This is a genomic window from Kitasatospora sp. NPDC096140, from assembly GCF_040303045.1.
In the GTDB taxonomy this organism is placed as follows: domain Bacteria; phylum Actinomycetota; class Actinomycetes; order Streptomycetales; family Streptomycetaceae; genus Kitasatospora.
In genome coordinates this window covers 200,393-226,788 of record NZ_JBEOUW010000007.1, presented here as the reverse complement: position 1 = coordinate 226,788, position 26,396 = coordinate 200,393, and the positions used below count along the sequence as shown (strand labels likewise).

The following is a 26,396-nucleotide window of genomic DNA, read 5'->3' as shown; positions in this document are numbered from 1 at the left end:
CCCCTGGGGCGGGCTGTGTGCCGGCGCCCCCCCCACTCCCCCGGGGGGGCGCGCGGGGGGGGGGCCCCCGGGGCCCCCCCCCCCCGCCGCCCGCCCCCCCCCCCCGCCGGCGCGTCACTGCGCGGACAGTCGCGGCGTGCGCGACGGGACCGTCCGCCGGCTGCCCGTCGCCTCGAAGGCCGCGGCGAGGGTCAGCAGGGCGTTGTCGTCGTAGGCGCGGCCCGCGAAGGTCAGCCCGACGGGCATGGCGGTGTCGGTCATGGTGCCCATGGGCACGGTCACGGTCGGGATGCCGAGGTGACGGGGCACCAGGTTGCCGTTCGCGACCCACACGCCGTTGCGCCAGCCGAGGTCGGCGGAGGCCTCGTTCACGTCCATGTCGGCCGGACCGACGTCGGCGACGCTGGGGAACACCACCGCGTCCAGGCGCAGTCCGTCCATCCACTCCTCCAGGTCGACCCGGCGCGTCTCCTCCAGCCCGCGCAGCCCCTCTTCGAGGTGCGGCATGTCGGTGAAGGACGCGTACGGGCGCTCGCGCACGAAGCGCGGGTAGTCGCCGATCGAGTCGTCGAAGCCGACGTAGCGGTCCGGGAGTTCGCCTTCCTGCTTCGGGAAGATGCGGGCACCGTCGACCTCGGCCAGGCCGGCGAGCCGCGGGTCGCCGTTGGCGCTCAGGAAGTCGTCCCACGCCCAGGCCGACAGGTCCTCGATCTCGACGGTGAGGAAGTCGCGGCCGACCAGGCCGCGGGTGAACAGCGACGGCGCGCCGGGGCGGTCGGACTCGTAGTTCGACACGACGGGGAAGTCGACCTCGACGACCTCGGCGCCGGCGGCCTCCAGGTCGCGGCGGGCGGCCTCCCACAGGGCGATCACCGAGGGGCGGGTGTCGATCGGCCGGCCGGTCTGGCCGCCGATGCCGCCCTCGGGGTTCGTTCCGGCGTCCGGGTCGGCGTTGATGTACATCCGCGGGACGCCGACGCGCTTGCCGGCGAGCGAGGCGCGTGCGGCCGGCGCGTCGGCGGGCGCGAGCGCCGGGTAGGAGGCGGGGCGCACCCGGGACGCCGCGGGCAGCGGCACCCACGGCTGCGCGCGCCAGAGGTCACCGCGCGTCTCCGGGTCGTCGGCCACGATGACGTCGAGCAGCTCGAACAGGTCGGCCATGGTGCGGGTGTGCGGGACGACGACGTCCATGGTCGGTACCAGCGGCCAGTTGCCGCGCACCGAGATGACGCCGCGGCTGGGCGTGTAGGCGCACAGCGCGTTGTTCGACGCGGGCGCCCGGCCCGAGGACCAGGTCTCCTCGCCGAGGCCGAACGCGCCGAAGGACGCCGCCGTCGCGGTGCCCGAGCCGTTGGAGGAGCCGGAGCCGTAGGCGCTGGTGAGCCAGTCGGCGCTGTACGGGCTCTCCGCGCGGCCGTACACGCCGCGCTGCATGCCGCCGTTGGCCATCGGGGGCATGTTGGTCAGGCCGATGAGGACGGCCCCGCCCGCGCGCAGCCGTTCGATGGCGAAGGCGTCGCGCTGGGCGACGAGGTGCTCGAAGGCGGGCGAGCCGGCCGCCGCCGTCAGCCCCTTCGCGAGGTAGCTGTCCTTCGCGGTGTACGGGATGCCGTCGAGCGGGCCGAGCGTCTCGCCGCGCGCACGGCGGGCGTCGGAGGCCTCCGCCTCGGCGCGGGCATCCGGGTTCATCACGACCATCGCGTTGAGTGCGGTGGGGGTGCCGGGCCGGTCGTACGCGTCGATCCGCGCGAGGTAGGCGTCGAGCAGGCCGACCGCGGTGGTCTCGCCCTTCTCCAGCGCCGCACGCAGCTCGGCGATACCGGTCTCCACAACATCGAATCCGCGCGTCATGCGGGTGTCTCCTGGTCGGTCGGGTCGGGTCGGGTCGGGGCGGGGCGGGGCGGGGCGGGGCGGTCGTGCGAGCCGTCCTGCACGAGGTCGGCAGCCGTGTGCTGGAACGTTCCAGCACGTTCCGGTACGGGCACCTTACGCAGTGCTGGAACGTTCCAGCAAGGGAGCGGCGGACCGGAACAGGAGATCGGCGCAGGGCTGCGTCTAGACTTCCGGGCTGTGACCAGCCGCCCCGTGACCCTGATCGATGTGGCCCGGGCGGCCGGAGTGTCCAAGAGCACCGCCTCCAACGCGCTCGGCGGCTCCGGCCGGGTGTCCGGCACCACGCGCGAACGCATCCTGGACGTGGCCCGGGAACTCGGCTACCGGCCGAACACCGCGGCGCGCAGCCTGCGCCGCTCCAGCACCGGCGCGATCGGCCTCCACCTGCCGCGCACCGCCACCCGCCTGGACTACTACATGAACCTGGCGTTCGGCGCGGTCGAACGGGCCAGGGAGGACGGCCTGGACCTCGTCCTGCTGGCGCCCGGCACGGCGTCCGGCGGGGGACTCGCCGCCCGGGTGGACGGCCTGCTGGTGATCGACCCCGAGGTCGACGACCCGTCCGTCCCGGACCTGCTGGACGCGGGCGTGCCGGTGGTCACCGGCGAGCGCTACCTCGGCGGGGGAGTCGCGCCGAGCGGTGCCGTCGTGTGCGACAACGCCGCCTCGCTGGCCGCCTTGCTGGACCACCTCGCCGAGCGGGGAGCCCGCCGCCCGGCCCTGCTGGCCCCCGGGCCCGGCTCCGACTGGGCGGCAGCCCTGCGGGCCGCAGCCGGCGACTGGAGCCGACGCGAAGGCGTCGACGTGGTCGTGCGGACGGTACCGTTCGCGGCCACACCGGCCGAGGCCGAGGCCGCCACCGCGGACCTGATCGCCACCGTCCCGGGCCTGGACGCGGTGGTGTGCGCCCCCGACGGCGCGGTGCCCGGCGTCCTCGCGGCCGCGGCCCACGCGGGCCTGCAGCCGGGGACCGACCTGCTGGTGGCCGTCTGCGTCGACGGCGCGGCAGCGCGCGGTTCGAGCCCCCCGGTCACGGCCGTCGACCTGCGCGCCGCGGAGTACGGGCGCGCCTGCGCGGCCCTGCTCAGCGACCTGCTGGCCGGCACGGCACAGCCCGGCGTCGTACGCCGCCACGACTGGGCCCTGAACATCCGCGCATCCACCACCGGCCGACCCTGAACCCGCCCCCGGGGGCGGACCGGCCCCGGTCGTCAGCCACGAACACCGGGGGAGGGGGCGCCCGCCGGGGCGGGCACCCCCTCCCCGCTGCGCCCTGACGCCCCGGCGGACCTGTGCGGTCAGAGCGCCTAGAGCTGCGAAGCTCCGCCGTCGACGGGGAACTCCGTTCCCGTCGAGAAGGTCGCACCGAACGCCAGGTACGCGACCGCGGCGGCCACTTCCTCGGGAGTCCCCAGCCGCTGCATCGGGATGGTGCTGCGGAAGCCGTCCTTCGTCGCCTCGACGACGTCGGCGGGCAGCGAGGAGCGGTCCAGGATGCCCGAGTCGATCGGGCCGGGGCTCACGGCGTTGACGCGCACCTTGCGCGGGAGCAGCTCGCGGGCCAGGGTGCGGGTCATCGACCGCAGGGCTGCCTTGCTCGCCGAGTAGACACTGAGCGCGTCGAGGCCCAGGACGTTCACCACCGACGTGGTGAGGACCACGCCGCTTCCCTCGCGCATCAGCGGCGCCAACGCCTGCACGGTGAAGTACGGGCCCTTGGCGTTGATGCCGAACAGCTCGTCGTACATCTCCTCCGTCGTCGAGTCGAACGGCGCGGACGCGGTGACGCCGGCGTTGACGAACAGCGCGTCCACCGTGCCGAACCGCTCCCGGACCGTGTCGGCCAGCGCCTCGATGTCCTTCAGGGACGCGGCGTCGCTGCGGACGGCGATCGCCTTCTTCCCCAACTGCTCCACGGCGGCGTCAAGGGAGGACCTGGTGCGGCCGGTGATCAGGACGTGCGCCCCACCGTCCGCGAACAACCGGGCCGCGGCCAGGCCGATGCCGTTGCTTCCGCCCGTGATCACGATCTTCTTGCCGTCATAAGTGGTCATGCCCTCCAGCCAAATGTCCACCCGCACACCGTGTCCAAGACCTGTTCCGCATGCCGTCATGCCCCGGGCGCATGGCGGCACGCCACGTACCCTGGGCGCATGGACGTCGATCTGCGGCTCGTGCGCTACTTCACGGTCGTGGCGGAGTACGGCAACTTCGGCCGCGCCGCCACCAAGCTGCACGTGGCGCAGCCGTCGTTGAGCCGTCAGATCCAGCGGCTGGAAGCTCAGCTCGGTGTCCGGCTCTTCGACCGCTCGCCGCAGGGCAGCAGCCTCACCGACGCCGGTCAGGCCTACCTTCCCCGGGCCCGGACACTGCTCCAGGAAGCCGAGTACGCCGCCGACGCGGCCAGAGCCGCCGGCCGGTCCCCCGGTATCACCGTCGGCTACGCCGAAGGGCTGGTCATCACCGCCTGTGTGCAGGAACTGCGCCGCCGGCACCCCGACGGCCGGGTGCGCACCCGGCACCTCGACTGGCGGGACACGGACGCCCTCGCCGAGGGGCGGCTCGACGCCCTCGTCGCCTACGGACCCCTGCCCTTTCCCGCGGACGGTTTCCGGGTGACCAGGCTCCACGAGGAGTCGCGGGTGCTCGTCATGCCGGCGAGTCATCACCTGGCGGACGGAAAACCCGTCAGCCTGCGGGCTCTGTCGGACGAGGAACTGGTGGCCTGCGTCAGCACCCCGGTTCTCTGGAGCACGCCCAGGCCGGTCGGCGACCGCCCGGCACCACCCGCGCCCGCGAACGACGACAGCTACGAGGACAAGCTGGAACTCGTCGCCACCGGCCACTGTGTCGCGATCTTCCCCGCCGGCGACCGACGCGCCGCTGCGCGCGAGGACCTCGTCATGGTGCCCGTCGTCGACATCGACCCCTGCGAGGTCGTGCTCGTCACGCGCGCTGGCGACCCCAACCCGCTGCTCGGATCCCTGGAAGACGTCGCACGCACCGTGCTCGGCACAGCCTCCCGGCGGGAGAACGACGAACTGCCGGTCGCCTGAGTGCAACGGCGGGCTGGTGCCGGATCCCTGCTCCCCCGGGTGGACACCGAGGCCGAGGCGGCGCCGGGGGCCGGAGCAGTGTGCACTGCTCCGGCCCCCGACGCCGTACCGGCCGGATCAGTACGCGTTGTCGTACGTGTAGAACTTGGTGTGGTCCAGCAGGTCGGCCGGGGTGACGTCCTTCCACGGCTTCATGGTGTCGTTCAGGGCGACCACATTCCTGGTGCTGCGGACCGGCTGGTAGCCCTGGCCCGGGTGGCGGCTCTGCCAGGCGGCCCACAGGCGGTCGATCATGCAGTGGTGCATCCAGAACACCGGGTCGTTGGGCGACATGCCGGTGCTCATGGTGCCGCCGACCCAGACGTGCACCCGGTTGTGCACGTTGACGCCCGCCCAGCCCTCCAGGCTGTTGCGGAAGCCCGCGCTGGCGCTGTTGAACGGCGCGGCGTCGTACGTGGCGATCGCCAGCACGGCGTCCACGTCGGCCCGGGTCGGCAGGTCCTGGCCGCCCTGGCCCAGTCGGCGGATCAGGTAGTTGCGGCTGTCGGGCCGGACGGTGAGCGTCCAGTTGCCGGAGCCCTGCGCGAACGGGCCGGTGGCCACCCGGCCGCCGGTGCCGGTGCCGTCACCGCCGAGGAAGTCCGCTCCCCAGAGCGAGGAGTTCGGGGTGCGGTCGGTGGTCCAGTCCCAGTACGGGAGCGTGACGGTGGCGTCGATCTCCTGCAGGGCGCGCTCGAAGCGCAGCAGGAAGCTGCGGTGCCAGGGCAGGAAGGAGGGCGAGCGGTGGCCGGTGCGCTCGGTGGAGTCGGTGTCGCTCATGATGAAGTCGTTGTGGGTGCTGACGAACGCGTCGTACGCACCTCGGCGCTTGAGTTCCAGGACGGCGTTGACGAAGGCGCGCTTCTCGGCGGGCGTCAGGGTCGACTGGCTCTTGCGGACTGCCATGGTTCTTCCTTCGAGGGTGGTCGGTGCGGAGGCCGGATGGCGGTCGGGAGTCAGGCGGCGAGCGGGGCCAGGTCGGCGCCGTTCAGGGAGTCGACGGCGGCCCGGACCAGCGCCCGCGGCGTGGTGAAGGTCTGGTAGTGGTTGATGACGCTGATCCAGGTGCCGTCCGCGTTGCGCATCATGTGCAGTTCGCGGCCGTCGATCAGCACCATGTAGCCGCTCATCGCGTGGTGGCCGTCGCCGGACATCGGCATGCCCTGGATGCGGCGGCCGCGGAAGACCTCGTCGAAGCTGTCGCCGCCCTCCGTGTCGGCGCCGTTGGCGGGTGCGACGGCGGGGCCGGTGAGGCCCAGGGCGACCGCGCCGGCGGCGACGGCCGTCGCGACGACGGCGCCTTGCAGCATCCGCCGGCGGGTGATCTCGGTGGTGGTGGTGTCTTCGGACATGGCTGTGCCCCCCAGGTGGAAAATGTGAAGAACTTTCAGTGCCCCCGTTTTGGCGGACCGGTCGGCAGCGTCGACTGCCGGACGCGTCGTCGGCGCCGGTCAGGACGGTCCGGTGGCGATCGGCCCGCTCGGAATCATTCCTACCAGTCGTGAGCGAACAGCTCGGATGTGTGATCGGCCTGGGAGGGGAAAGTGATCGTTTCAAGCCGGTCGTGTGAAAGATGTTGCATCTTCTACAGAAGTCAGAGCTTCGGTTCGGGGGGAGTCCCGCGTGCGGAAACCGAAGATCCTTCGCCCGGGCGGCCACCGCGCCGCAAGGCCTGCGGCGTTGACGCACCCCTTGTGACGATCGCTACACGAACAGGATGGCGCGATGCGGCAGGCGGCCGCGGACCTGCTGACAGGGCCCGTCCTCGAACCCCCGCCTGCGGGCCGACGTCGGGATTCGAAGGCGGGCCCCAGGGCCGCGCGGCGGTCGCGTGCGCACCTCCGGCGGGCCGCTCAGAGCTGGAGGGTGAACCAGATGGTCTTGCCGCTGCCGCTGGGGCGGACGCCCCAGCCGTCGGCCAGGGCGTCGACGATGATGAGCCCCCGGCCGGACTCCTCGTCGCTGGTGGCGAGGCGGGGGTGGGGCAGCTGGGAGCTGCGGTCGCCGATCTCGACGGTGAGTTCGGTGCTGGTGCGGCGCAGCAGCAGTTCGATCGGCCCCTGGCCGTGCTGGACGGAGTTGGTGAGGATCTCGGACAGCAACAGGCAGGCGTCGTCGGTCCGTTCGGCGCAGCCCCACGTGGTGAGCGTCTTGGTGAGGAAGACGCGGGCCTCGCCGACGGAGGACGGAACGGTGGGCAGGTCGGTGGTGGCGGTGGCCAGCGGGGCGGCGGGCAGCTGCAGCAGGAGGAGGGTGACGTCGTCGTAGTGGCCGTCGGTGTCGGGCAGCACGGCGGACAGGACGCGGTCGGCGACGGCCTCCAGTCCGCCGTTGCCGGTGAAGGCACGGCCGACGGTCGCGACCAGCTCGGTGATCTGGGCCTCGATGTCGCCGCCGGGGATCTCGACCAGGCCGTCGGTGTAGAGCAGCAGGGTGGCGCCGGGCGGTACGGCCAGACAGGCCTGCTGGTGGGGAATGCCGCCGACGCCCAGCGGGGCGCTCACCGGGGCCGGCAGTGCCCGGATGGTCTCGTGGGGGGCGGCCAGGAGGACGGGCAGGTGCCCGGCCGAGCAGATCGTCACCTCGCCGGTGTCCGGGGCGATGACGAGGTAGCAGCAGGTGACCAGCTGGTCGGGCAGCTCCAGGTCGGTGACGGCCGCGTCCAGGGCCTGCATCAGCTGGCGGGGTTCCATGCCGGTCTTGGCCAGCGCGTGGGCGGCGGAGCGCAGCTGCCCCATGACGGCGGCCGCCTCCAGCCCGCGGCCCATGACGTCGCCGATCAGGACGCCGACGCGGCCGGCGCCCAGGGGGATGAGGTCGAACCAGTCGCCGCCGACCCCGGCGCCCTGGGTGGCGGGCAGGTAGCGGCTGGCGGTGGCCAGGCCCGGGATGGCGGGCGGGGTGCCCATCAGGCTGCGCTGCAGGGTGAGGGCGATGTGCCGTTGCTGTTCGTACAGGGCGGTGAGTTCCGCCTCCGCCCGTTTCCGGTCGCTGATGTCGCGGACGATGGCGCAGGCGCCGGTCACCGTGCCGTCGGCGGTCCGGGTGGGCCACAGGGTCACGTCCACGTCGATCAGCCGGCCGCTGCGGGTGACCCGCAGCGTCTCGAAGTGCTCGACCTTCTCGCCGTCCCCCAGCCGCTTCAGCAGCGCCGTGATCTCCTCCCGGTGCTCGGGCGTGGCCAGCATGGCCACATGGCGGCCGAGCGCCTCGGCGGCCGTGTAGCCGTACAGGGAGTGGGCGGCGGCGTTCCAGTAGGTGATGCGGCCGTCGAGGGTCTTGGCGAGGATGGCGTCCTGGGAGGACTCGACCAGCGCGGCGAGCTCGTTGATGCGGGCTTCGGCGGCCTTGCGGTCGCTGACGTCGCGTACGGCGGCGGAGAAGAGCAGGCCGTCCGCGGTCTCCAGGGGGCTGAGGCTGATCTCGACGGGGAACTCGGTGCCGTCCTTGCGCAGGCCGTGCAGTTCCAGCCCTGCGCCCATCGGGCGGACCTGCCGGTTCGCGGCGTACTCGTCGCGGTGCCGGTGGTGCTGGTCCCGGAAGCGGGTGGGCACCAGCAACTCCACGGAGCGTCCGAGCAGTTCCTTGCGCGGGTATCCGAACAGCGCCTCCGTCTGGGCGTTGACCAGAGTGATGGTCCCCGCGTCGTCGGTGATCACCATCGCGTCCGGCGCCGCCTCCAGCAGTGCACGGAAGCGGGCTTCGGCGGCCTTGCGGTCGCTGACGTCGCGTACGGCGGCGGAGAAGAGCAGGCCGTCCGCGGTCTCCAGGGGGCTGAGGCTGATCTCGACGGGGAACTCGGTGCCGTCCTTGCGCAGGCCGTGCAGTTCCAGTCCTGCGCCCATCGGACGGACCTGCCGGTTCGCGGCGTACTCGTCGCGGTGCCGGTGGTGCTGGTCCCGGAAGCGGGTGGGCACCAGCAACTCCACGGAGCGTCCGAGCAGTTCCTTGCGCGGGTATCCGAACAGGGCCTCCGTCTGAGCGTTGACCAGGGTGATGGTCCCCGCGTCGTCGGTGATCACCATCGCGTCCGGCGCCGCCTCCAACAAGGAACGGAAACGTTCCTCCACCGTCCCGACGGCCGTCGTGACACCCCGGCAGCCCGTTCCCTGGCCCGCAGCCGTGTCCTCGTCCGGTCTCCGGCCCACCACGTCGCCCACGCCTGCTCCCTTGCCTTGCCGTACCGGCGGTGCTGCTCCACCCCAGCGCATCAGGACTCCGGGCGCTTACCTATGTCCGCAATTGGCTGCTGACATTTCAATATTTCCGGAAGAAGGTCATAAATGACCAATTACCGCGTGGCTTGGGCCTGCTCAGCCCTGCGGCAGTGACCTGGCGGCGACAGAAACCGCTATGAGACATGTCAATGGCGAAGCCCCGGCCAACGGATTCCGTCATGATGCATCGACGGCCGCTCCCCGTCACGCGAAATTCACAGACCGGGGTCTACTCGCATAGACAGCGGTGGGCCATCCTGGTGCGATGCCGGCGCTCGCGCCGGAGCACAGCCGCGTCACAGCACGGCCGCGTCACAGCACTGCGTACGACCCTTTCGTCCGGGCCGGTTCCGTGGGCCCGGCACCGGACCTCCCGCCCTCCCGCCCGCCCACCGGGGCGCGGCAGGAGGGCGGGAGGTCGAGTCGGAGGAACACCAACTCACCGGGAGATGCAGATGAAGCCACGCACCGCCGCCACCGTCGTCGCCCTGGCCCTGGCCGGCCTCGCCCTCTCGGCGCCCACGGCCGGCGCCAGCGGCACCAAGCTGTCGCAGGCGACGGCCGCCGCCCAGTTCAGGAACGCCGGCATCACCTGGAGCTCCAGCGGTGGCTGCACCACCAGGTCCAACTCCACCTGCACCTCGTTCGAACAGATCAACTCGGGCACGGTGAGCGCCGTCATCACCCTCAAGCAGGCCAGCGGCTGCGCCATCAACATCACGGGCGGGACCGAGGTGGGCCACGCCTCCGGCACCTACAGCCACTACAACGGCTACAAGGTCGACATCTCCCGCAGCTCCTGCATCGACGGCTACATCCAGAACAGCTTCACCTACATCGGCTACCGCGGCGACGGCTACCCGCAGTGGAAGGCCGCCTCGGGCAACCTGTACTGCAACGAGGGCAGCCACTGGGACATCCTCGTCTACTGACGCCGCCGACCCCGGGTGCCGGCTCCCACGGGGGCGCCGGCACCCGCGGCGTGTCCTGCGGATCCTGTCCGCGGCACCACACCGGACCGCTGCCGGAGCACCGGCAGCCGGCGTCGGCCTGCGCTCGGATGCGCTCGGACGCGTACGGATGCGCTCAGAAGTGCAGCGCGCCGATGTCGCGGACGGTCCGGGCGAGGGCCCGGATGAGCTCGTTCTCGGTGTCGCGGCGCCACACCAGGCCGTAGGGAATCGTCCCCATCTCGGGAATGGGGACGAACTGCACATGGGACATGGACCAGTAGCGGGTGACGTGGGACGGGAAAGGGTGCACGATCTCGCCGGTGATGACGAGATGGATCAGCTCATCGGCGTTGGTGGCCGACTCGATGCGTTCGATCTCCTTGCCCCGGGGCGTGTAGAACGAGAGGTAGCCGTCCTCCCAGAAGTCGGGCATCGCGGGGGGCATGGCATGGCCGAAGTCCCCCAGCGCCTCGACCGAGATCTGGGGTCGTCCGGCGAGCTCGTGGTCCGCGGCGACGGCCAGCACACGAGGGTCGTGGAAGAGGACCGGGCCCGTGGTGAGATCGGGCTCGTCCACCGGTAGCCAGGTGACGAAGACGTCCATGTCGCCGTCGCGGAGCCGCTCGAACGGTTCGACGTACGGCGCCCTGCGGATCTGCAGCTCCCACTCGGGGTGGCGGGAGCGGAACCCCTCCCAGTAGTGGTGCAGGTCGGGCACGTTGAAGGGCATCATGCCGACCCGCAGACGTGCGGTCCTGCCGCGGGCGGCCAACCGGGCACGTTCGAGGCTGTCCCGCAGGTGCGTGTGGACCGGCCGCAGATCGGCGCACAGCTGCCGGCCGAGCGGGGTCAGGCGGACCTGGCGGCGGTTGGAGCGGTCGAACAGCAGACCGCCGATCTGCCGCTCCTGACGGGCAATCACCTGGCTGACCCGCGCCTGGGTGAGGTGCAGCCGGGCGGCTGCTCTGCCGAAGTGCAGCTCCTCCGCCAAGGTCAGGAATATCTCGATCTCGCGCATTTCCATGCTGCCGAACCCCCCGTCATAAGCACGATTTATCGGATCTTACTGATCTTGGACGTTGATGGCTTCGACGGTCGACTGAAGGATCGTCAGCAGACCCCAACCCCTACCGGACCGGAGTGCCATGACCATCGTCGACACCGAGAAGTCACCCACCACGTCAGGCGGCGACCGGGTGCCTCTCACCAGCTGGCTCGCCGTCGTCACCATGGCGGTCGGGACGTTCGCGCTGGTGACGGTCGAGTCACTGCCGGTGGGGCTGCTTCCCCTCGTCGGAGGAGACCTCCACGTCTCCGAGGGCACCGCGGGCCTGATGGTGACCGTCCCCGGCCTGGTCGCCTCCGTCACGGCGCCGCTGCTCCCGGTGGCGATCGGACGGCTCGACCGGCGGGTCGCGCTGATCGGCCTGATCACCCTGATGGTCCTGGCCAACGGACTGTCGGCCGTGGCATCCGACTTCACCGTCCTGCTGGGCGCGCGCTTCCTCATCGGGATCAGCATCGGCGGCTTCTGGTCGCTCGCCGCCGGCCTCGCCGTGCGGCTGGTGCCGGACCGGTTCGTCCCCCGGGCCATGTCGGTGGTCTTCGGCGGCGCAACGGCGGCCAACGTCCTCGGCGTACCGGCCGGGACGCTGATCGGCGGCCTCGCGGACTGGCGCACCGCGTTCGTGGCCGCGGGCGCACTGGGCCTCCTCGTGCTGGTGGGCCTGCTCTTCCTGCTGCCTTCGATGCCCGCCCGACAGGTCGTCCAGCTGCGTACCCTGCCGCAGCAGTTCCGCCACCCCGTCGTACGCGCCGGCGTCATCGCCACGTTCCTGCTGGTCGGCGGCCACTTCGCCGCCTTCACCTTCGTCAGCCCGGTCCTGCGGACCGTCTCGGGGATCGGCGAGGGCGCGATCGGCCCGCTCCTGCTCGGCTTCGGCGTCGCCGGCATCCTGGGCAACTTCCTCGCCGGGGCGGCCGCGGAGCAGAACGTCCGCGCGACCATCGTCACCCTCAGCGTCCTGCTCACCGCGGTCCTCGCGGTCTTTCCCCTCGCCGGCCGCACCCCGGTCGGCGGGACCCTGCTGCTGCTGGGCTGGGGGCTGGCCTTCGGCGGCGTCCCCGTCGGCGTCCAGACGTGGATCCTCAAGGCGGCACCCGACTCTGCCGAGGCGGCCACCGCCCTGAACACCTCCGTCTACAACCTGGCCATCGCCCTCGGAGCCCTGCTCGGCGGAGTCGTCGCCACCGGCCTCGGCACGAGCGCCGTCCTGACGGCCGGGGCCCTCTTCGCCCTCCTCACCGTTCTCGCCGTCCGGAGCGCACCGCGCGCCTGAACAGCGTGCCGTGTCCGCCCGGCGCGCCTGAACAGCGTGCCGCGTCCGCACCGCGCGCCCGAACAGCGTGCCGCGTCCGCCCGGCCACCCACACCCTCACGATCTCCCGAAGACAGGAGCACCGACCGTGCACGCCCCCGCCCGACCCACCAGCCGCGTCTGGTTCATCACCGGCGCCAGCCGCGGTCTCGGCCGCGCCTTCGCCGAGGCGGCCCTGACGGCCGGCGACCACATCGTGGTCGCCGCCCGCACCACGACCGCGCTGGACGAGCTCGCGAGCGCCCACCCCGGCCGGGTCCTGCCCCTCACGCTGGACGTGACCGACCGGGACGCCGTGTTCGCCGCCGTCGCCGCGGCGGTCGGCCACTTCGGACGGCTCGACATCGTCGTCAACAACGCCGGAATGCTCTCGATGGGCATGGTCGAGGAGTTCACCGAAGCCGAGGCGCGCGCCCAGCTGGACGTCAACTTCTTCGGCGCGCTCTGGGTGAGCCAGGCCGTCATGCCCGTGCTGCGCGAACAGGGCTCCGGTCACCTCGTGCAGGTCTCCAGCATCGCCGCCCTGGGCGGCTTCCCCAGCACCGGCCTGTACAGCGCCGGCAAGTTCGCGCTGGAAGGCCTCAGCGAAGCCCTCGCCGCGGAGGCCGCCGCCTTCGGGGCCAAGGTGAGCATCCTCCAGCCCGGCGGCTACTGGACCGACCTCTACACCGCGATGCACAGCACCAGCCCCCTGGAGGCGTACGCGCCGCTCCGGGAGAAGCTGGCCGAGCAGTTCGCCGAGGGCTCGGTCGACAGCGATCCGAAGCTCGCCGCGGCCGCGCTGATCGAGCTGGTCGACAGCGACGAGCCGCCGCTGCGCCTCCTCCTGGGCAGCATGGTCTACGACCTCGCCTTCGACATCGCCCGCACCCGCATGAACACCTGGGCGGCGTGGGAACACGTCAGCCGCGCCGCGGAACACGCGATCACCGGTCCGGCCTGACGGCCCGGGAAGAGGCAGCATGTCGTTCCGCACCACGGCCGACGTCGTCCACCGCTTCAACCGCGCCTTCATCCACCACGACGTCTCGCTGCTCGTCGACCTGCTCGCCGACGACTGCGTGATGGAGACGAAACAGCCCGCCCCCGACGGGGCCCGCTACGAAGGCCGCGCCGCGTGCCTGCAATTGTGCAGGGCGCTCGCCGAGGACCGCACCAGGCAGTACGAGCCGGAGGCCGTCGTCGTCACCGGTGAGCGGGCGACCGTCCGCTGGCGATGCCGCTTCGGCGACGGCCCGGCCGACACGGTCCGCGGCGTGACGCTCACCCTCGTCCGGGACGGCCTGATCGTCGAGGCCCTCGGCTACAGCAAGACCTCGGACGGCAGCTCGGACGGCAGCCGGCCGGGCGAGGCCGAATCCACGGACACCATCGGGAGTCAGGACATGCGTGTGTTGTTGGTGGCGTACGGTTCGCGCGGGGACGTCGAGCCGATGCTCGGACTCGCCACCGCCCTGCGTGACCTCGGCGCCGAGGTACGGGTGTGCGCCCCACCCGACTTCGCGGAACTGTCGGCCGACGTCGGCATCCCCCTGGTGCCGCTCGGCCGGTCGCTGCGCGAGACGGCGACCAAGGCGGTGACCGGCACGGCGAAGCCCCCGGCGGAGAGCCTGTCCGAGCGCGCGGCCCGGATGGTCGCCGCCACGTACGAATCCGTCGTCGCGGCAGCCGAGGGATGCGACGCAGTGGTGGCGACCGGTCTGATCCCGGCAGCCGCCGCCGCCCGGTCGGCGGCCGAGGAACTGGGCATCCCCTACCTGTTCGTCGCCTTCTTCCCGAGCTATCTGCCGTCGCCGCACCACCCGCCGCTCGCGTGGCCGGGCCGGCCGCTCCCGCCGGACACGACCGACAACCGGGTGCTCTGGGACCAGAACGCGGAACACCTGAACGCGCTGTTCGGCGAGGCGATCGACACCCACCGGGCGGCCGTCGGCCTGCCGCCGGTGGACGATGTCCGCGACCACGTCCTCACCGACCGTCCGTGGCTGGCGGCCGACCCGCTGCTCAGCCCGTGGCCGCAGTCCGCGGACCTCGACGTGGTGCAGACCGGCGCATGGATCCGGCCGGACGAACGGCCGCTCCCGGCCGAGCTGGAGGCGTTCCTGGACGCCGGAGAACCACCCGTCTACGTGGGCTTCGGCAGCATGCCCGTGCGCGACGCGCCGGACGTCGCCCGGGCGGCCGTCGAGGCGGTCCGCGCCCTGGGGCACCGCATCCTCCTCTCCCGCGGCTGGGCCGACCTGGCGTCGACCGACGAGGACGGCGACTGCTTCCCGGTCGGCGAGGTCAACCACCAGGCGCTGTTCGGCCGGGTCGCCGCCGTGGTGCACCACGGCGGCGCCGGAACCACGACGACGGCCGCCCGGGCCGGTGCACCCCAGGTCGTGGTGCCCCAGATGGCGGACCAGCCGTACTGGGCCGGCCGGGTGGCCGAGCTGGGTATCGGCGTGCTGCACGAGGGTCCGACCCTGACCTTCGACTCCCTGTCCGCCGCGCTCGGCAAGGCCCTGACTCCCGGCATCCGCGCACGGGCGAGGGACCTGGCCGCCGCGATCCGCACCGACGGCGCGACGGTGGCCGCGGAGCTGCTGCGGAACACCGTCGATCCCTCGTAACCCCCTGCTGCTGCACCTCTGTCGATCATTCGAAAGGAAGAAACGTGAAGGTACTCGTACTGGGTTCCACCGGCTACATCGGGTCCGCCGTGACACGGCGGCTGACGGCGGACGGCCACCAGGTGGTCCACTTCGTCAAGGACGCCGGGCGGCTCGGCCCCGACGTGGCGTCGCGCGTGGGTGATCTGGGCGACCCGGCCTCGCTGCGGGCCGCCGTCACCGATGACATCGATGCCGTGCTGAACCTCGCCACGCCGACCGGCGACGAGACGGCGGACGCGGCGGCCGTGGACGCGCTGACCGAGCGGCTGCGCGGCACCGGGCGGGCGTTCGTGTACACCAGCGGTGTGTGGGTGCTCGGCGCCACCGGGGACACCATGGTCGACGAGGACGCCGCCACGAACGCGATCGCCATCGTCGGCTACCGCCCGCGCATCGAGCAGCGCGTCCTGGCGACCGCCGCCGGGGACGTGCGCGCCGTGGTGCTGCGGCCCGGCATCGTGTACGGCCACGGCGGCGGCATACCCGGCCTGATGACCGGCTGGGCGAAGGAGCACGGCACCGGCCGGTACGTCGGCTCGCCGGCCACCCGCTGGCCGATGGCGCACGTGGACGACCTCGCCGAGCTGTTCGTGCTGGCCCTGACCAAGGCCGAGCCGGGGAGCGTGCTGCACGGCGTGGCCCACGAGGCCGTGCCGGTCGCCGCGCTCGCCGCCGCCACCGACATCGCCGCGGGGGGCACCGGCCGGGCCGAGACCTGGCCGCAGGAGCAGGCAGCCGACGTCGTGGGCGCCCCGTTCGCCGAGGCCCTGGCGCTGAACCAGGTCGTGTCCGGGCGCCGCGCCGTCACCGAGCTGGGCTGGCGGCCCAGCCGCCCGTACGTCCTGACCGAGCTGGCCGAGCTGGCCGAGCCGGCCGATCCGACCGAGCTGACCGAGATGACCGGAGGCGACCGTGGCTGACCTCACCGGCTCCACCCTGCCCATCTGCCGCACCTGCGGCACCCAGTACGCCGACACCCGCCCCGACTGCCCGGTCTGCCTGGACGAACGCCAGTACGTCGGGGCCGACGGCCAGCAGTGGACCAGCCTCGCCGAACTGCGCGCCGAGGGCCACGAGGGACGCTTCGAGGAGCAGGGCCCCGACGTGCTCGGCATCGGCTGCACCCCCTCCTTCGCCATCGGCCAGCGGGCCCTGCTCGTGCGCACGGCCGGCGGCAACGTGCTGTGGGACTGCGTGCCCTACCTCGACGACGCGGTGATCCGCGAGGTGGAGAAGGCCGGCGGCATCGACGCGATCGTCGTCAGCCACCCGCACTTCTACTCCGCCGTCGTCGAGTGGGCCCACGCCTTCGACGCGCCCGTGTACCTGCACGAGGCCGACCGGCAGTGGGTCGGCCGCCCCGACCCCGCCCTGCACTTCTGGAGCGGCCGGACCCACCGGCTGACCGACGAACTGACGCTGATCAACCCCGGAATCCACTTCCCGGGCAGCACGGTCATGCACCGGAACACGGGGGAGGGCGCGCTGTTCACCGGCGACGTGGTCAACGTCTGCCCGGACCGCCGCTGGGTCACGATCATGTACAGCTACGCCAACCACATCCCGGAGCGCCCCGACGCCGTGCGCGCCGCCGGCGAACTGCTCGCCGGCTACCGCTTCGAGCGGATCTACGGGGCGTGGTGGGACCGCGTCGTCACGAGCGACGGCAACGAGGTCCTGGCCCGGTCGGTGGCCCGGTACCTGCGCTTCGAACAGGCGCTGCCGATGGAGTCCCGCTCCTGACGACGACGGAACACGTCCACCAGCACTGACCGCAGCACGCCGCAGAACGACCGGCCTGCCGGGCGGACACCGTACACGGCCTCGGACATCACGGGGCCTTCGGCACCGTCCCCCGGCAGGCTGTCGGGCTGTCGATGCGGCTGGACGGGTGTAGTTCGGCAGCCGACCTCGGCGGCCTCCGGCCGAAGCGGCGGGCCGCCCGGTTACATGAGCCTGCGCCGCGGTGCGGGGCGTGCCGGCGTCGTTCACGGCCCCGGGCCCGACGGACGAAAGAGCACAATGGCAGAGCGCGACCCTCGCAACCGCACCGTCCGCAGCCCTCGACGTCGCGGACGCGCCGCCGCCGTGGTCGCGGCCGCCGCGCTGGTGGCCGCCGCGGGACCGGGATTCGGGACCGGCGCGGCCGCCCTGGCGCCCGGCACCCAGTTCACGCCGCTGACGGCCGCGGTGATGACCGAGCCGACGCCGTTCGACGCCACGGACGGCAGGACGCACCTCTCGTACGAACTGCTCACCACGAGCGCACTGTCCACCAGCACCCCGCTGCGGCTCGACCGGGTCGACGTCCAGGACGCCCGCACCCACCGGGTCATCGGCTCGCTGAGCGGGCAGCCGCTGGCCGACGCCGCCAATCCGGTGGGCGACCCCCTGCCCGGCGCGGACGCGTACACCCCGGCGCCCCCGGGGCCCACGCCGACCGTCATCCAGGGCTCCCAGCAGTGGATCATCTGGCTCGACCTGACCCTCGACCGCGGTCAGCCGGTGCCCGAGGTCCTCGAACACCACCTCTCGGGTGCCGTCCTGACCCCCTCCGGCCCGTCCGCGTTCGAGGAGACGGTGCAGGCCACCCCGACCTCCCGCACCGCGCCGTTGAACCTGAACGCGCCCGTCCGCCCCGGCACCTGGTACGCCAGCGAATCCTGCTGCGGCAACACCCACCACCGGCGAGGCCTCGCCCCGATCAACGGCCGCTTCGACGTGCCGCAGCGCTTCGCGATCGACTGGTACCGGCTCGGCGAGCAGGGACAGGCCTGGGAGGGCGACCCCGCCCGGCTCACCAGCTACCTGAGCTACCGCCAGCCGGTCGTGGCCGCGGCCGGCGGCAGAGTGGTGGAGGTCCAGGACGGGATCCCGGACAACCCGCCGCCCGTCACGCCGCCCGTCCCGCCGATCGAGGACACCGTCGGCAACCACATCACCCTGGAAGTCGCACCGGGCCGCTACCTGCTCTACGCCCACCTCGAAGCCGGCACCCTCGACGTCCGGGAGGGCGACTGCGTCGAACCCGGCCAGGTCCTCGGACTGATCGGCAACAGCGGCAACTCCACCACGCCTCACCTGCACTTCCAGGTGACCACCACGGCCGAGTTCTTCCCGACCGACAGCCCGCCGTTCACCTTCCGGAGCTTCCGCGTCCTCGGACAGGTCGAACCCCGGATCTGGGACGACAACCTGGGCCTGCAACCGACCGGCGTCCTCCCGATCACACCCTCACCCTACGAGGGCCCCCACCGTGCCCAGTACCCGCTCGACCGCGAGGTGCTGGAGTTCTGACCGGACGTTGCGGGGGCTGACGGCGGCCGAGGCCCGGAACAGCCCCGTCTCACCGCGGTCTCCGACTCCGTTGCCGTGCAACAGGTTCGCCTGCACGCGCTCACTCAGCCGGGCCGCGTCCCCGCCTTCTCCGGCCTCGACCGGATCGGGGAGTCGGCGAACGCGATACCGGCCTCGGGGATCAACGGAACGGCCGTGGGCGCCAAGCCCTCGGCGGCACGGCACATCTGCTCGGTCCCGATGGCACGAAAGGCTCCACCCCGGTGAGCGGGTGGAGCCTTTCGGCATTGGTTCGCTTCAGTCGTCGATCTGCCGGCGGATACGGCGGGAGGGGGTCCTCGGGGGTTTCTGCGGAACGTTCGGCGTGCTCGTCCATCGGATGTCTACCGGCGCTTCGCACACTCGTCGGCAGCAAGCTCGCTGATCGTCTGAAAGCCCGACAGCAGCTGTCCACAGCTGCCGTGACGTCGACGGGCCGCAATGACTCCGCCCGGTTTCCCCTTGAGCTTCCTGAAACCCCGCCCGGCCGGGGCGGGTGCGCTTCGGGCGGACGGCACGGCCGGGGCCTGCGCCCGTCCGGTGTCCGGTGGAGTGCTGCGCGCGCCGTTCTGGAGAGGAGTTGGCCTCGTGAGGCCCGAACTGAGTCAAGAGGATGAGAGCCGAGCCGCTACCGCGCTCTCGTCGGCCGGTCTGCGTGCCGTGGTCTGTGTACCGCAGCTGTTCGAGGAGCGGGTACGGGCCAGTCCTGATGCGGTGGCTGTCGTCGACCGCGACGGGTGCGTGACGTACGCGGGGCTTGACGCTGCCGCCGACCGGCTGGCCGGAGTGCTGGTGGAGCGAGGTGCGGGCGCCGAGAGCGTGGTCGCGGTGAACCTGCCGCGCGGGCGTGAACTGGTGACGGCGGTGCTGGCCGTGCTGAAGTCCGGTGCCGCCTACCTGCCGCTCGACCCGGCGCTGCCGGTCGAGGGCCGCACGTACCAGCTGGAGGCCGCCGATGTGGCCCTGCTGATCGGGCCCGAGGGCTGTGCGGGGGTCAAGGGGGTCAAGGGGGTCAAGGGGGTCGACGGGGCCGAGGGGGTCGAGGTGGTCGACCCGGCTGCCGGCGGGCCGGCCGGGCGCTCCGCGCAGAGCCCGGCGGTGGCGGTTGCCCCCGGCGACCTCGCCTATGTGATCTTCACTTCGGGTTCGACCGGGCGTCCCAAGCCGGTGGCCGTCACCCACGGGTCGCTGGCCAACCACGCGGTTGCCGTCGGTGCTGCCTTCGACCTGACTGCAGCCGACCGGGTGCTGCAGTTCGCCGGTCCGGGGTTCGACGTGTTCGGCGAGGAGGTGTTCCCGACCTTGCTGGCCGGCGCCCGGGTGGTGGTGGCTCCCGATTCGGTGCCGTCGCCCGCGGAGCTGGAGGAGCATCTGTGCCGTGAGCGGGTCACGGTGGCCAACGTGCCGACGCCGTACTGGGACCAGTGGGTCCGCGATCTCGACGCCGAACCGCGGGAGGTGCCCGAGGCCCTGCGGCTCCTGGTCGTGGGCAGCGACACCGGGCACACCCGTACGCTGGCCGGCTGGCGACGGCATACCCCGGTGCCCGTGGTCAACGCCTACGGGCTGACGGAGACCACCATCACCGCCACACTCCAGGCGTTCACCGGGGAGTCGATACCCGAGGGGGAGACGCTGCCGATCGGGCGGCCGGTGGCCGGGGCGCGGGCGTATGTGCTGGACGCCGATCTGGAGCCGGTTGCGGCGGACACCCGGGGCGAGCTGTACGTGGGTGGGGCGGTGCTGGCCCGCGGGTACCTCGGGCAGCCGGGGCTGACCGCCGACCGTTTCGTGCCGGACCCGTTCGGCAAGACGCCGGGCGGGCGGCTCTACCGCACCGGCGACCTCGTGGTGCTGCGCGCCGACGGTGCCCTGGCCTTCGTCGGGCGGGCCGACGACCAGGTGAAGATCCGCGGCCGGCGGGTCGAACCGGCGGAGATCAGTGCGGCCCTGTGCACGCACCCGGCGGTGCGTCAGGCGTACGTGCGGGCGGTGGACGACGAGGCGGACGGCAAGCGGCTGGTCGCCTACGTGGTCGCCGCCGAGGTCGAGTCGTCGCAGCTGCGCGCCCATCTGGCCATGAGTCTGCCGACCGCGATGGTCCCGGCCTCCTACGTGGTGCTCGACGAGCTGCCGCTGACCGCGAACGGCAAGATCGACCACAGGGCGCTCCCGGTGCCGACCGCCGGCGACGCCACCGCCGGCGACGCCACGTCCGGCGACGCCACGTCCGGCGACACCACCGCCGGCGACGCCAACTCCGGCGCACCGCAGGCGGTGGCGCTGACCGGCCTGGAGGAGCAGATAGCGGCCGTGTGGCGTGAGGTGCTGCAGGTCGGCCAGGTGGGGCCGGACGACAGCTTCTTCGAGATCGGCGGTCACTCGCTGCTGCTCGTCCAGGTGCAGCGCAAGCTCAGCGGGGCGCTGGGACGCCGGGTTCCCGGCGTCGCGCTCTTCGCGCACCCGACCGTCCGCAAGCTCGCCGCCCATCTGCGCGACGGCTCCGGGCCGGCCGTCGGCGCGCCCGGTGACGAGCGTGCCGATGAGCGCCGCAGCGGGTACGCCCGGCTCCAGCAGCGCCGCGCCGCCCGCCGGAGCGCCGGAGGTGCCCGATGACGCAGGCGGCACAGCCGGTGGTTCCGGACAGCCCCTTCCTCGCCGTCGTCGGGATGGCCGGGCGGTTTCCCGGAGCGCGTGACCTCGGGGAGTTCTGGGACAACCTGGTCAAGGGCACGGAATCGGTCACCCGCTTCCCCGGCGACCCGTCCACTCCCGAGTACGTCCCCGCGCTCGGAGTACTGGAGGACGCGGACGGGTTCGACGCGGCGTTCTTCGGCTACTCGCCGCGCGAGGCGCTGATCCTCGACCCGCAGCAGCGGCTGTTCCTGACCTGCGCCTGGGAGGCGCTGGAGGACGCCGGGTACGACGCCCGGGCCTGTGCCGGGCCGGTCGGCGTGTATGCGGGCAGCAGCCAGACCGGCTACCTGGAGACGCTGACGGCCCACCGCGACCGGCTCGGCCCGGTCAGCGAGTGGCAGCTGCGGCTGGGGACCGGCATCGACTTCCTCACGTCGCGGGCAGCCCACCGGCTCGGTCTCACCGGGCCGGCGGTGACGGTGCAGACCGCCTGCTCCACCTCCTTGGTCGCCGTTCATCTCGCCGCGCAGGCGCTGCTGTCCGGCGAGTGCGACCTGGCTCTGGCCGGCGGGGCCAGTGTCAACGTCCCGGCGCGCCTGCCCGAGTACTCCGAGGGCGGTGTCATCTCGCCCGACGGCCGCTGCCGGGCCTTCGACGCCCGGGCCCGTGGGACCGTCGCGGGCAACGGTGTCGGCATCGTGGTCCTCAAGCGGCTCGCCGACGCACTTCAGGACGGCGACCACATCCGTGCCGTCCTGCGCGGCACCGCGGTGAACAACGACGGCACGGACAAGGTGGGCTTCACCGCTCCGGGCGTGGCCGGCCAGGCCGAGGTCATCCGCGCGGCCCACCTGGTGGCCGACGTCGAGCCGGACAGCATCGGCTACGTCGAGGCGCACGGGACCGGGACCCCGCTGGGGGACCCGATCGAACTGGCCGCGCTGACCCAGGCCTTCCGGCGCGGCACCGACCGGCGCGGGTTCTGCCGGATCGGGTCGGTGAAGACCAACATCGGCCACACCGACGCGGCCGCCGGGGTGGCGGGCTTCATCAAGGCGGTGCTGGCCGTCCGGCACGGCCTGATCCCGCCGAGCCTGCACTACACCTCACCCAACCCGGAGATCCCCTTCGCGGACGGCCCGTTCGTGGTGAACACCGAACCGTACCGGTGGCGCCCCGACGGTCCCCGCCGGGCCGGGGTCAGCTCGTTCGGGATCGGAGGCACCAACGCGCACGCGATCCTGGAGGAGCCGCCCGCGCGACCTCGCCCGCCCGCCGCGCCCGCGAGCCAGCTGCTGGTGCTGTCCGCCCGGACCGCCCCCGAGCTGGACCGCGCCGCCGCCAGGCTCGCCGAGCACCTGCAACGGCAGGCCGCCGGCGCCGCCGACCCCGGCCGGGACCTGGCCGACACGGCCTGGACGCTGCAGACCGGCCGCCGCGCCTTCGTGCACCGCCGGTTCGCCGTGGCCGCCGACCACACCGAGGCGATCGAAGCACTGACCGGGGCCGGCACCTTCGGCCACCCGCCCGTGGGCGGCGAGCGGCCGGTGGCGTTCGTCTTCCCCGGGCAGGGCGGACAGCACGTCGGCATGGGCCGCGAACTGTACGAGAACGACCCGGTCTTCCGTGCCGAGGTCGACGCGTGCTGCGCGCAGCTCGCGTCCACGCTCGGCCTGGACCTGCGGGCGGTCCTGTACCCGGCCGGCGAGCAGCAGCGCGCGGCGGCCGAAGAGTTGCTGCGCGACATGAGCGTGGCCCAGCCGGCCGTCTTCGTGGTGGAGTACGCGCTCGCCCGGATGTGGGAGCAGCGAGGGGTACGGCCGGCGGCCGTCGCCGGACACAGCCTCGGTGCCTTCGCCGCCGCATGCGTGGCCGGTGTGCTCTGCCTGCCCGACGCGCTGCGGCTGGTCGCCGAGCGCGGCAGGCTGCTTCAGGGCCTGCCCGTCGGGGCGATGCTGGCCGTGCCGCTGCCCGAGCGCGACGTCACCGGACTTCTCGGCGACGGCCTGGAGCTCGCGGCCGTCAACGGACCCGACCAGTGCGTCGTGTCCGGGCCGCGGGGGGCGGTCGACGCGCTGTTCGCACGGCTGACGGAGGACGGCGTCGACGCGCGCCTGCTGCACATCGCCGCCGCCGGACACAGCGCTCTGGTGGAGCCGATCCTCGACCGGTTCGCCTCCGTGGTCGCCGAACTCGACCTCAGGGCGCCGTCGATCCCCTGGGTCGGGGACACCACCGGGGAGTGGGTCCGCACGGACCGCGTTCCGGGCGTCGAGTTCTGGACCGCCCACATGCGCCGGGCGGTGCGCTTCGGCGACACCCTCGCCACCCTGCTCGCCGAGCCCGGCCGGATCCTGCTCGAAGTCGGCCCCGGCCTGACCCTGACGACTCTGGCCCGCCGGCACCCGGCTCGCACCGAGGGCCACCTGGCGCTGCCGAGCCTGCCGCACCCCGCCGGCGAGCAGTCCGCCCTGCGGACCTCGCTGGCCGCCGCCGGACAGCTGTGGGCGGCCGGCGTCGAGCTCGACTGGCCGCGGCTGCACGAAGGCCACCGGCCGGGCCGGACTCCGCTGCCGACCTACCCGTTCAGCCCGCAGCGGTACTCACCGCTCCCCACCGACAACCCGGCGCCGACCGTCACCGCCCGGCCCGCGCCGACCGTCCCGAAGCCCGCACCGGACGGCGACACCGAAACACAGCTCGCCCGGATCTTCGGTCAACTGCTCGGGCTGGAGCACGTGGCGGCGCAGGACGACTTCTTCGACCTGGGCGGGGACTCGCTGATCGCCGTTCAACTCGCCTCCGCCGTCCGCGCGGCCTTCGGCGTACGCATCACCGTCAAGCAGGTCTTCACCGCCCCCACTCCGCGCCGACTGGCCCGGGTGATCGACGCCGCCCGGCAACCGGCCTGAACCGTCATGCGACACACCGACCCGAGGGACAGCCATGTTCGAGGACGACGACGACCGGACCTACGAGGTGGTCCGCAACACCGAGGAGCAGTACTCCGTCTGGCCGGCCGGCCGGGTGCTACCCGCCGGGTGGGAGCGGACGGGCGGACGGGGCAGCAAAGCGGACTGCCTCACCCTGATCGACGGCCTGTGGAGCGACCTCCGACCGAAGAGCACACGTGAACGGGCGGCCGCCCGATGACGCAACCGGCCCCTCCGCCGGGACTGTCGCGCCACCAGGGCTTCCGACGACTGTGGGCCGCCCAGACGGTCAGCGTGCTCGGCGCCCAGATCTCCGAACTCGCGCTGCCGCTGGCGGCCGTGACGGTGTTGAACGCCACCCCGTTCCAGGTGGGACTGCTGGCCGCCGTGCAGTACCTGCCGTTCCTGCTGGTCGGCCTGCCGGCCGGGGCATGGGTGGACCGGACGCGCCGACGGCCCGTCATGATCGCAGCGGACCTGGTCCGCTGCGCGGTCCTGCTGACCGTGCCGGCGGCCGCGCTCTGCGGGGTCCTGCACCTGTGGCTGCTGTATCCGGTGGCCTTCGCGGTCGGGGTCATGACGGTCTTCTTCGACCTGGCGGCACAGTCCTTCCTGCCAACCCTGGTCGGCGAGGAGCAGCTCGTCGAGGCCAACACCAGACTTCAGCTGTCCGAGACCGCCGGTCAGCTGGCCGGCCCCGGCGCCGGCGGATTCCTGGTCCAGCTGCTGACCGCGCCGCTCGCGGTGCTCGCCAACGCGCTCGGCTACGCCGGGTCGGCGGCCCTGCTCCTGCTGGTGCGGGTGGAGGAGCGCCCGACCCGCGACGCGGTCCGGCCGGGACTGGTGGCGGAGGTCAAGGACGGCCTCGGGTACGTGTTCCGGCATCCGCTGCTGCGCCCGATAGCGCTGAGCGCGGGGATCGCCAACCTCTTCGGCCTGTTCGGAATGGTCCAGGCGATCCTGGTGCTCTACGCGGTCCGTGACCTGCGGCTCTCGCCGGCCGGGCTGGGCACCACGCTCGCGATCGCGAACGCAGGCGTACTGCTCGGCTCGCTCGCCAACGGCCGGGTGGTGCGGCGCCTCGGCGTCGGGCCGTCGCTCACCTGGGCCGCCTTCGGGCTGGGCGGCACCCTCCTGCTGCTGCCGCTGGCCACCCCCGGCACCGCGATGCCCGTCCTGGCGGTCGCGATGGCCCTGGCCGGGCTGTGCGCCTCCGTCTTCAACATCAACCAGATCAGCCTGCGGCAGTCCGTCACCCCCGCCCCGATGCGCGGGCGCATGACGGCGACGCTGCGGTTCGTGGTCTGGGGCGTCATCCCCGTCGGGACCTTCCTCGGAGGCGCACTGGTCGGCCCGCTCGGACTGCGCGGCGCCCTCTGGCTCGCCGGTGCGGGCAGCGTCCTCGCCGGGCTGCCGCTGCTGTTCTCCGCCGTGCACGCACTGCGGGCCATGCCCGACGCCGCCCCGACCGCCCGATCGATGAGCCAGGAGACCCTTCATGCCTGAGGTTCCGGGGCACACCGCCCCACGCTGGCTGGTCAACCGCCGCAAGCGCCCCGACGCCCCGATCCGGCTGTACTGCTTCGCCCACAGCGGCGGCTCGGCCGCCGAGTACGTCCGCTGGGGCGACGACGTGCCCGGCATCGAGGTGTGGGGCGTGCAACTGCCCGGCCGCGGCTCGCGGCTCGACGACCCGCCGTACACCCGGGTCGGCCCGCTGGTTCACGATCTGGTGGGACAGGCCGCATTCCGCGCACCGTTCGCCTTCTTCGGACACAGCCTCGGCGCCCTGCTGGCCTACGAGACCGCGCGCGCCCTGCGCGAGCACGGTCTGCCCGGCCCCGAACGCCTGCTGCTGTCCGCCTGCCCGGCCCCGCACCGGCCCCGCGGACTGCCGCCGATCCACCACCTCGGCGACCGGGAGCTGTTCACCGCCATCCAGGGACAGTACGGCTCACTCCCCGACGAGGTGGCCGAGGACCCGGACCTGCTCGCGATCGTGATGGCCTCGCACCGCTGCGACTTCGAACTGGTCGACAGCTACCGCCACACCCCAGGCGAGCCCCTCGACCTGCCGCTGCACGTCTTCGGCGGCACCGAGGACCGGCTCCCCGCCGAAGAACTCACCCGGTGGCAGGGCCACAGCCGCGGACCGTTCGCCCTGAACCTGCTGCCGGGCGGTCACTTCTACCTCCGCGAGCACCGCGCCGCCCTGCTCGCACTGATCCGGGCCGCACTCACCGACCGCCGGCGCGCCGGGTCGCCCGTCCACCCGCTCTCCCACGACCTGTGAAAGC

At 72.9% G+C, this 26,396-nt stretch carries 20 protein-coding genes and 1 pseudogene; 15 read left to right on the top strand and 6 right to left on the bottom strand.

Translation table 11 applies throughout. From position 1 onward, the window contains the following. Positions 1–114 precede the first annotated feature (114 nt). Entirely contained in the window at positions 115–1,851 is a 1,737-nt protein-coding gene (locus tag ABT048_RS09725) for an amidase (protein WP_350520788.1), read from the bottom strand. A 219-nt stretch (positions 1,852–2,070) separates the two neighbouring features. Between ABT048_RS09725 and ABT048_RS09720 the strand changes: the two genes are divergently transcribed. Further along, a complete protein-coding gene (locus ABT048_RS09720; protein ID WP_350520787.1) occupies positions 2,071–3,072 on the top strand; it encodes a LacI family DNA-binding transcriptional regulator in 1,002 nt (333 codons plus the stop codon). Between the two features lie 128 nt (positions 3,073–3,200). On the opposite strand, the gene ABT048_RS09715 is transcribed toward ABT048_RS09720, so the two are convergent. Beyond that, entirely contained in the window at positions 3,201–3,947 is a 747-nt protein-coding gene (locus ABT048_RS09715; RefSeq protein ID WP_350520786.1) for an SDR family oxidoreductase, read from the bottom strand. Between the two features lie 99 nt (positions 3,948–4,046). Here ABT048_RS09715 and ABT048_RS09710 point away from each other — a divergent pair, with 99 nt between their 5' ends. Continuing rightward, entirely contained in the window at positions 4,047–4,949 is a 903-nt protein-coding gene (locus ABT048_RS09710; RefSeq protein ID WP_350520785.1) for a LysR family transcriptional regulator, read from the top strand. A 117-nt stretch (positions 4,950–5,066) separates the two neighbouring features. Here the strand turns inward: ABT048_RS09710 and melC2 are convergent, their stop codons facing one another. From melC2 to ABT048_RS09695, 3 genes are all read right to left on the bottom strand, one after another. Then, the gene (gene melC2 / locus ABT048_RS09705; protein ID WP_350520784.1) at positions 5,067–5,894 is read right to left on the bottom strand and encodes a tyrosinase MelC2; all 828 of its coding nucleotides are present in this window, start codon (positions 5,892–5,894) and stop codon (positions 5,067–5,069) included. A gap of 50 nt (positions 5,895–5,944) precedes the next feature. After that, positions 5,945–6,340 (bottom strand): apotyrosinase chaperone MelC1, encoded by a 396-nt coding sequence (melC1, locus tag ABT048_RS09700; RefSeq protein ID WP_350520783.1) that lies wholly within the window; start codon positions 6,338–6,340, stop codon positions 5,945–5,947. 501 nt (positions 6,341–6,841) lie between these two features. Next, positions 6,842–9,058, bottom strand: a complete 2,217-nt coding sequence (locus tag ABT048_RS09695) for a SpoIIE family protein phosphatase (protein WP_350520840.1) — start codon at positions 9,056–9,058, stop codon at positions 6,842–6,844. A 596-nt stretch (positions 9,059–9,654) separates the two neighbouring features. Between ABT048_RS09695 and ABT048_RS09690 the strand changes: the two genes are divergently transcribed. After that, entirely contained in the window at positions 9,655–10,137 is a 483-nt protein-coding gene (locus tag ABT048_RS09690) for a hypothetical protein (RefSeq protein WP_470330257.1), read from the top strand. Between the two features lie 154 nt (positions 10,138–10,291). On the opposite strand, the gene ABT048_RS09685 is transcribed toward ABT048_RS09690, so the two are convergent. Continuing rightward, positions 10,292–11,182 carry a LysR family transcriptional regulator gene (locus tag ABT048_RS09685; RefSeq protein ID WP_350520781.1) on the bottom strand — a complete coding sequence of 297 codons (891 nt, stop codon included), beginning with the start codon at positions 11,180–11,182 and terminating at the stop codon, positions 10,292–10,294. A 121-nt stretch (positions 11,183–11,303) separates the two neighbouring features. Here ABT048_RS09685 and ABT048_RS09680 point away from each other — a divergent pair, with 121 nt between their 5' ends. The 12 genes and pseudogenes from ABT048_RS09680 (at position 11,304) to ABT048_RS09625 (ending at position 26,392) form a co-directional block, all read left to right on the top strand. Next, positions 11,304–12,497: an MFS transporter gene (locus ABT048_RS09680; RefSeq protein ID WP_350520780.1), complete on the top strand. Its 1,194-nt coding sequence runs from the start codon at positions 11,304–11,306 to the stop codon at positions 12,495–12,497. Positions 12,498–12,624: 127 nt separating this feature from the next. Next, the gene (locus ABT048_RS09675; RefSeq protein ID WP_350520779.1) at positions 12,625–13,479 is read left to right on the top strand and encodes an SDR family NAD(P)-dependent oxidoreductase; all 855 of its coding nucleotides are present in this window, start codon (positions 12,625–12,627) and stop codon (positions 13,477–13,479) included. 19 nt (positions 13,480–13,498) lie between these two features. Continuing rightward, a pseudogene (locus ABT048_RS09670) lies at positions 13,499–13,819 on the top strand (nuclear transport factor 2 family protein); the annotation flags it as partial. A gap of 102 nt (positions 13,820–13,921) precedes the next feature. Beyond that, positions 13,922–15,151: a glycosyltransferase gene (locus ABT048_RS09665; protein WP_350520839.1), complete on the top strand. Its 1,230-nt coding sequence runs from the start codon at positions 13,922–13,924 to the stop codon at positions 15,149–15,151. A gap of 44 nt (positions 15,152–15,195) precedes the next feature. Further along, the gene (locus tag ABT048_RS09660) at positions 15,196–16,113 is read left to right on the top strand and encodes an NAD-dependent epimerase/dehydratase family protein (RefSeq protein WP_350520778.1); all 918 of its coding nucleotides are present in this window, start codon (positions 15,196–15,198) and stop codon (positions 16,111–16,113) included. Then, the gene (locus tag ABT048_RS09655; protein WP_350520777.1) at positions 16,106–16,936 is read left to right on the top strand and encodes an MBL fold metallo-hydrolase; all 831 of its coding nucleotides are present in this window, start codon (positions 16,106–16,108) and stop codon (positions 16,934–16,936) included. The genes ABT048_RS09660 and ABT048_RS09655 overlap by 8 nt, the downstream gene beginning before the upstream one ends. A 279-nt stretch (positions 16,937–17,215) precedes the next feature. Beyond that, on the top strand, positions 17,216–18,490 hold the full coding sequence (locus ABT048_RS09650; RefSeq protein WP_350520776.1) for a M23 family metallopeptidase: 1,275 nt from the start codon (positions 17,216–17,218) through the stop codon (positions 18,488–18,490). 480 nt (positions 18,491–18,970) lie between these two features. After that, positions 18,971–21,145, top strand: coding sequence for a non-ribosomal peptide synthetase (locus ABT048_RS09645; RefSeq protein WP_350520775.1), 2,175 nt, complete (start codon positions 18,971–18,973; stop codon positions 21,143–21,145). Then, positions 21,142–24,078 carry a type I polyketide synthase gene (locus ABT048_RS09640; protein WP_350520774.1) on the top strand — a complete coding sequence of 979 codons (2,937 nt, stop codon included), beginning with the start codon at positions 21,142–21,144 and terminating at the stop codon, positions 24,076–24,078. The genes ABT048_RS09645 and ABT048_RS09640 overlap by 4 nt, the downstream gene beginning before the upstream one ends. Before the next feature lie 34 nt (positions 24,079–24,112). Continuing rightward, entirely contained in the window at positions 24,113–24,319 is a 207-nt protein-coding gene (locus ABT048_RS09635) for an MbtH family protein (protein ID WP_350520773.1), read from the top strand. Beyond that, positions 24,316–25,605 carry an MFS transporter gene (locus ABT048_RS09630; RefSeq protein WP_350520772.1) on the top strand — a complete coding sequence of 430 codons (1,290 nt, stop codon included), beginning with the start codon at positions 24,316–24,318 and terminating at the stop codon, positions 25,603–25,605. Before ABT048_RS09635 ends, ABT048_RS09630 begins: the two co-directional genes overlap by 4 nt. Continuing rightward, a complete protein-coding gene (locus tag ABT048_RS09625; protein ID WP_350520771.1) occupies positions 25,598–26,392 on the top strand; it encodes a thioesterase II family protein in 795 nt (264 codons plus the stop codon). The genes ABT048_RS09630 and ABT048_RS09625 overlap by 8 nt, the downstream gene beginning before the upstream one ends. Positions 26,393–26,396: the final 4 nt, after the last annotated feature.

Excerpts from the sequence above, each read along its gene's own strand:
- ABT048_RS09725 (WP_350520788.1), bottom strand. The coding sequence starts at position 1,851 with ATGACGCGCGGATTCGATGTTGTGGAGACCGGTATCGCCGAGCTGCGT.
- ABT048_RS09715 (WP_350520786.1), bottom strand. The coding sequence starts at position 3,947 with ATGACCACTTATGACGGCAAGAAGATCGTGATCACGGGCGGAAGCAAC.
- ABT048_RS09710 (WP_350520785.1), top strand. The coding sequence starts at position 4,047 with ATGGACGTCGATCTGCGGCTCGTGCGCTACTTCACGGTCGTGGCGGAG.
- melC2 (WP_350520784.1), bottom strand. The coding sequence starts at position 5,894 with ATGGCAGTCCGCAAGAGCCAGTCGACCCTGACGCCCGCCGAGAAGCGC.
- melC1 (WP_350520783.1), bottom strand. The coding sequence starts at position 6,340 with ATGTCCGAAGACACCACCACCACCGAGATCACCCGCCGGCGGATGCTG.
- ABT048_RS09690 (WP_470330257.1), top strand. The coding sequence starts at position 9,655 with ATGCAGATGAAGCCACGCACCGCCGCCACCGTCGTCGCCCTGGCCCTG.
- ABT048_RS09685 (WP_350520781.1), bottom strand. The coding sequence starts at position 11,182 with ATGGAAATGCGCGAGATCGAGATATTCCTGACCTTGGCGGAGGAGCTG.
- ABT048_RS09680 (WP_350520780.1), top strand. The coding sequence starts at position 11,304 with ATGACCATCGTCGACACCGAGAAGTCACCCACCACGTCAGGCGGCGAC.
- ABT048_RS09665 (WP_350520839.1), top strand. The coding sequence starts at position 13,922 with ATGCGTGTGTTGTTGGTGGCGTACGGTTCGCGCGGGGACGTCGAGCCG.
- ABT048_RS09650 (WP_350520776.1), top strand. The coding sequence starts at position 17,216 with ATGGCAGAGCGCGACCCTCGCAACCGCACCGTCCGCAGCCCTCGACGT.
- ABT048_RS09645 (WP_350520775.1), top strand. The coding sequence starts at position 18,971 with ATGACTCCGCCCGGTTTCCCCTTGAGCTTCCTGAAACCCCGCCCGGCC.
- ABT048_RS09640 (WP_350520774.1), top strand. The coding sequence starts at position 21,142 with ATGACGCAGGCGGCACAGCCGGTGGTTCCGGACAGCCCCTTCCTCGCC.
- ABT048_RS09635 (WP_350520773.1), top strand. The coding sequence starts at position 24,113 with ATGTTCGAGGACGACGACGACCGGACCTACGAGGTGGTCCGCAACACC.
- ABT048_RS09630 (WP_350520772.1), top strand. The coding sequence starts at position 24,316 with ATGACGCAACCGGCCCCTCCGCCGGGACTGTCGCGCCACCAGGGCTTC.
- ABT048_RS09625 (WP_350520771.1), top strand. The coding sequence starts at position 25,598 with ATGCCTGAGGTTCCGGGGCACACCGCCCCACGCTGGCTGGTCAACCGC.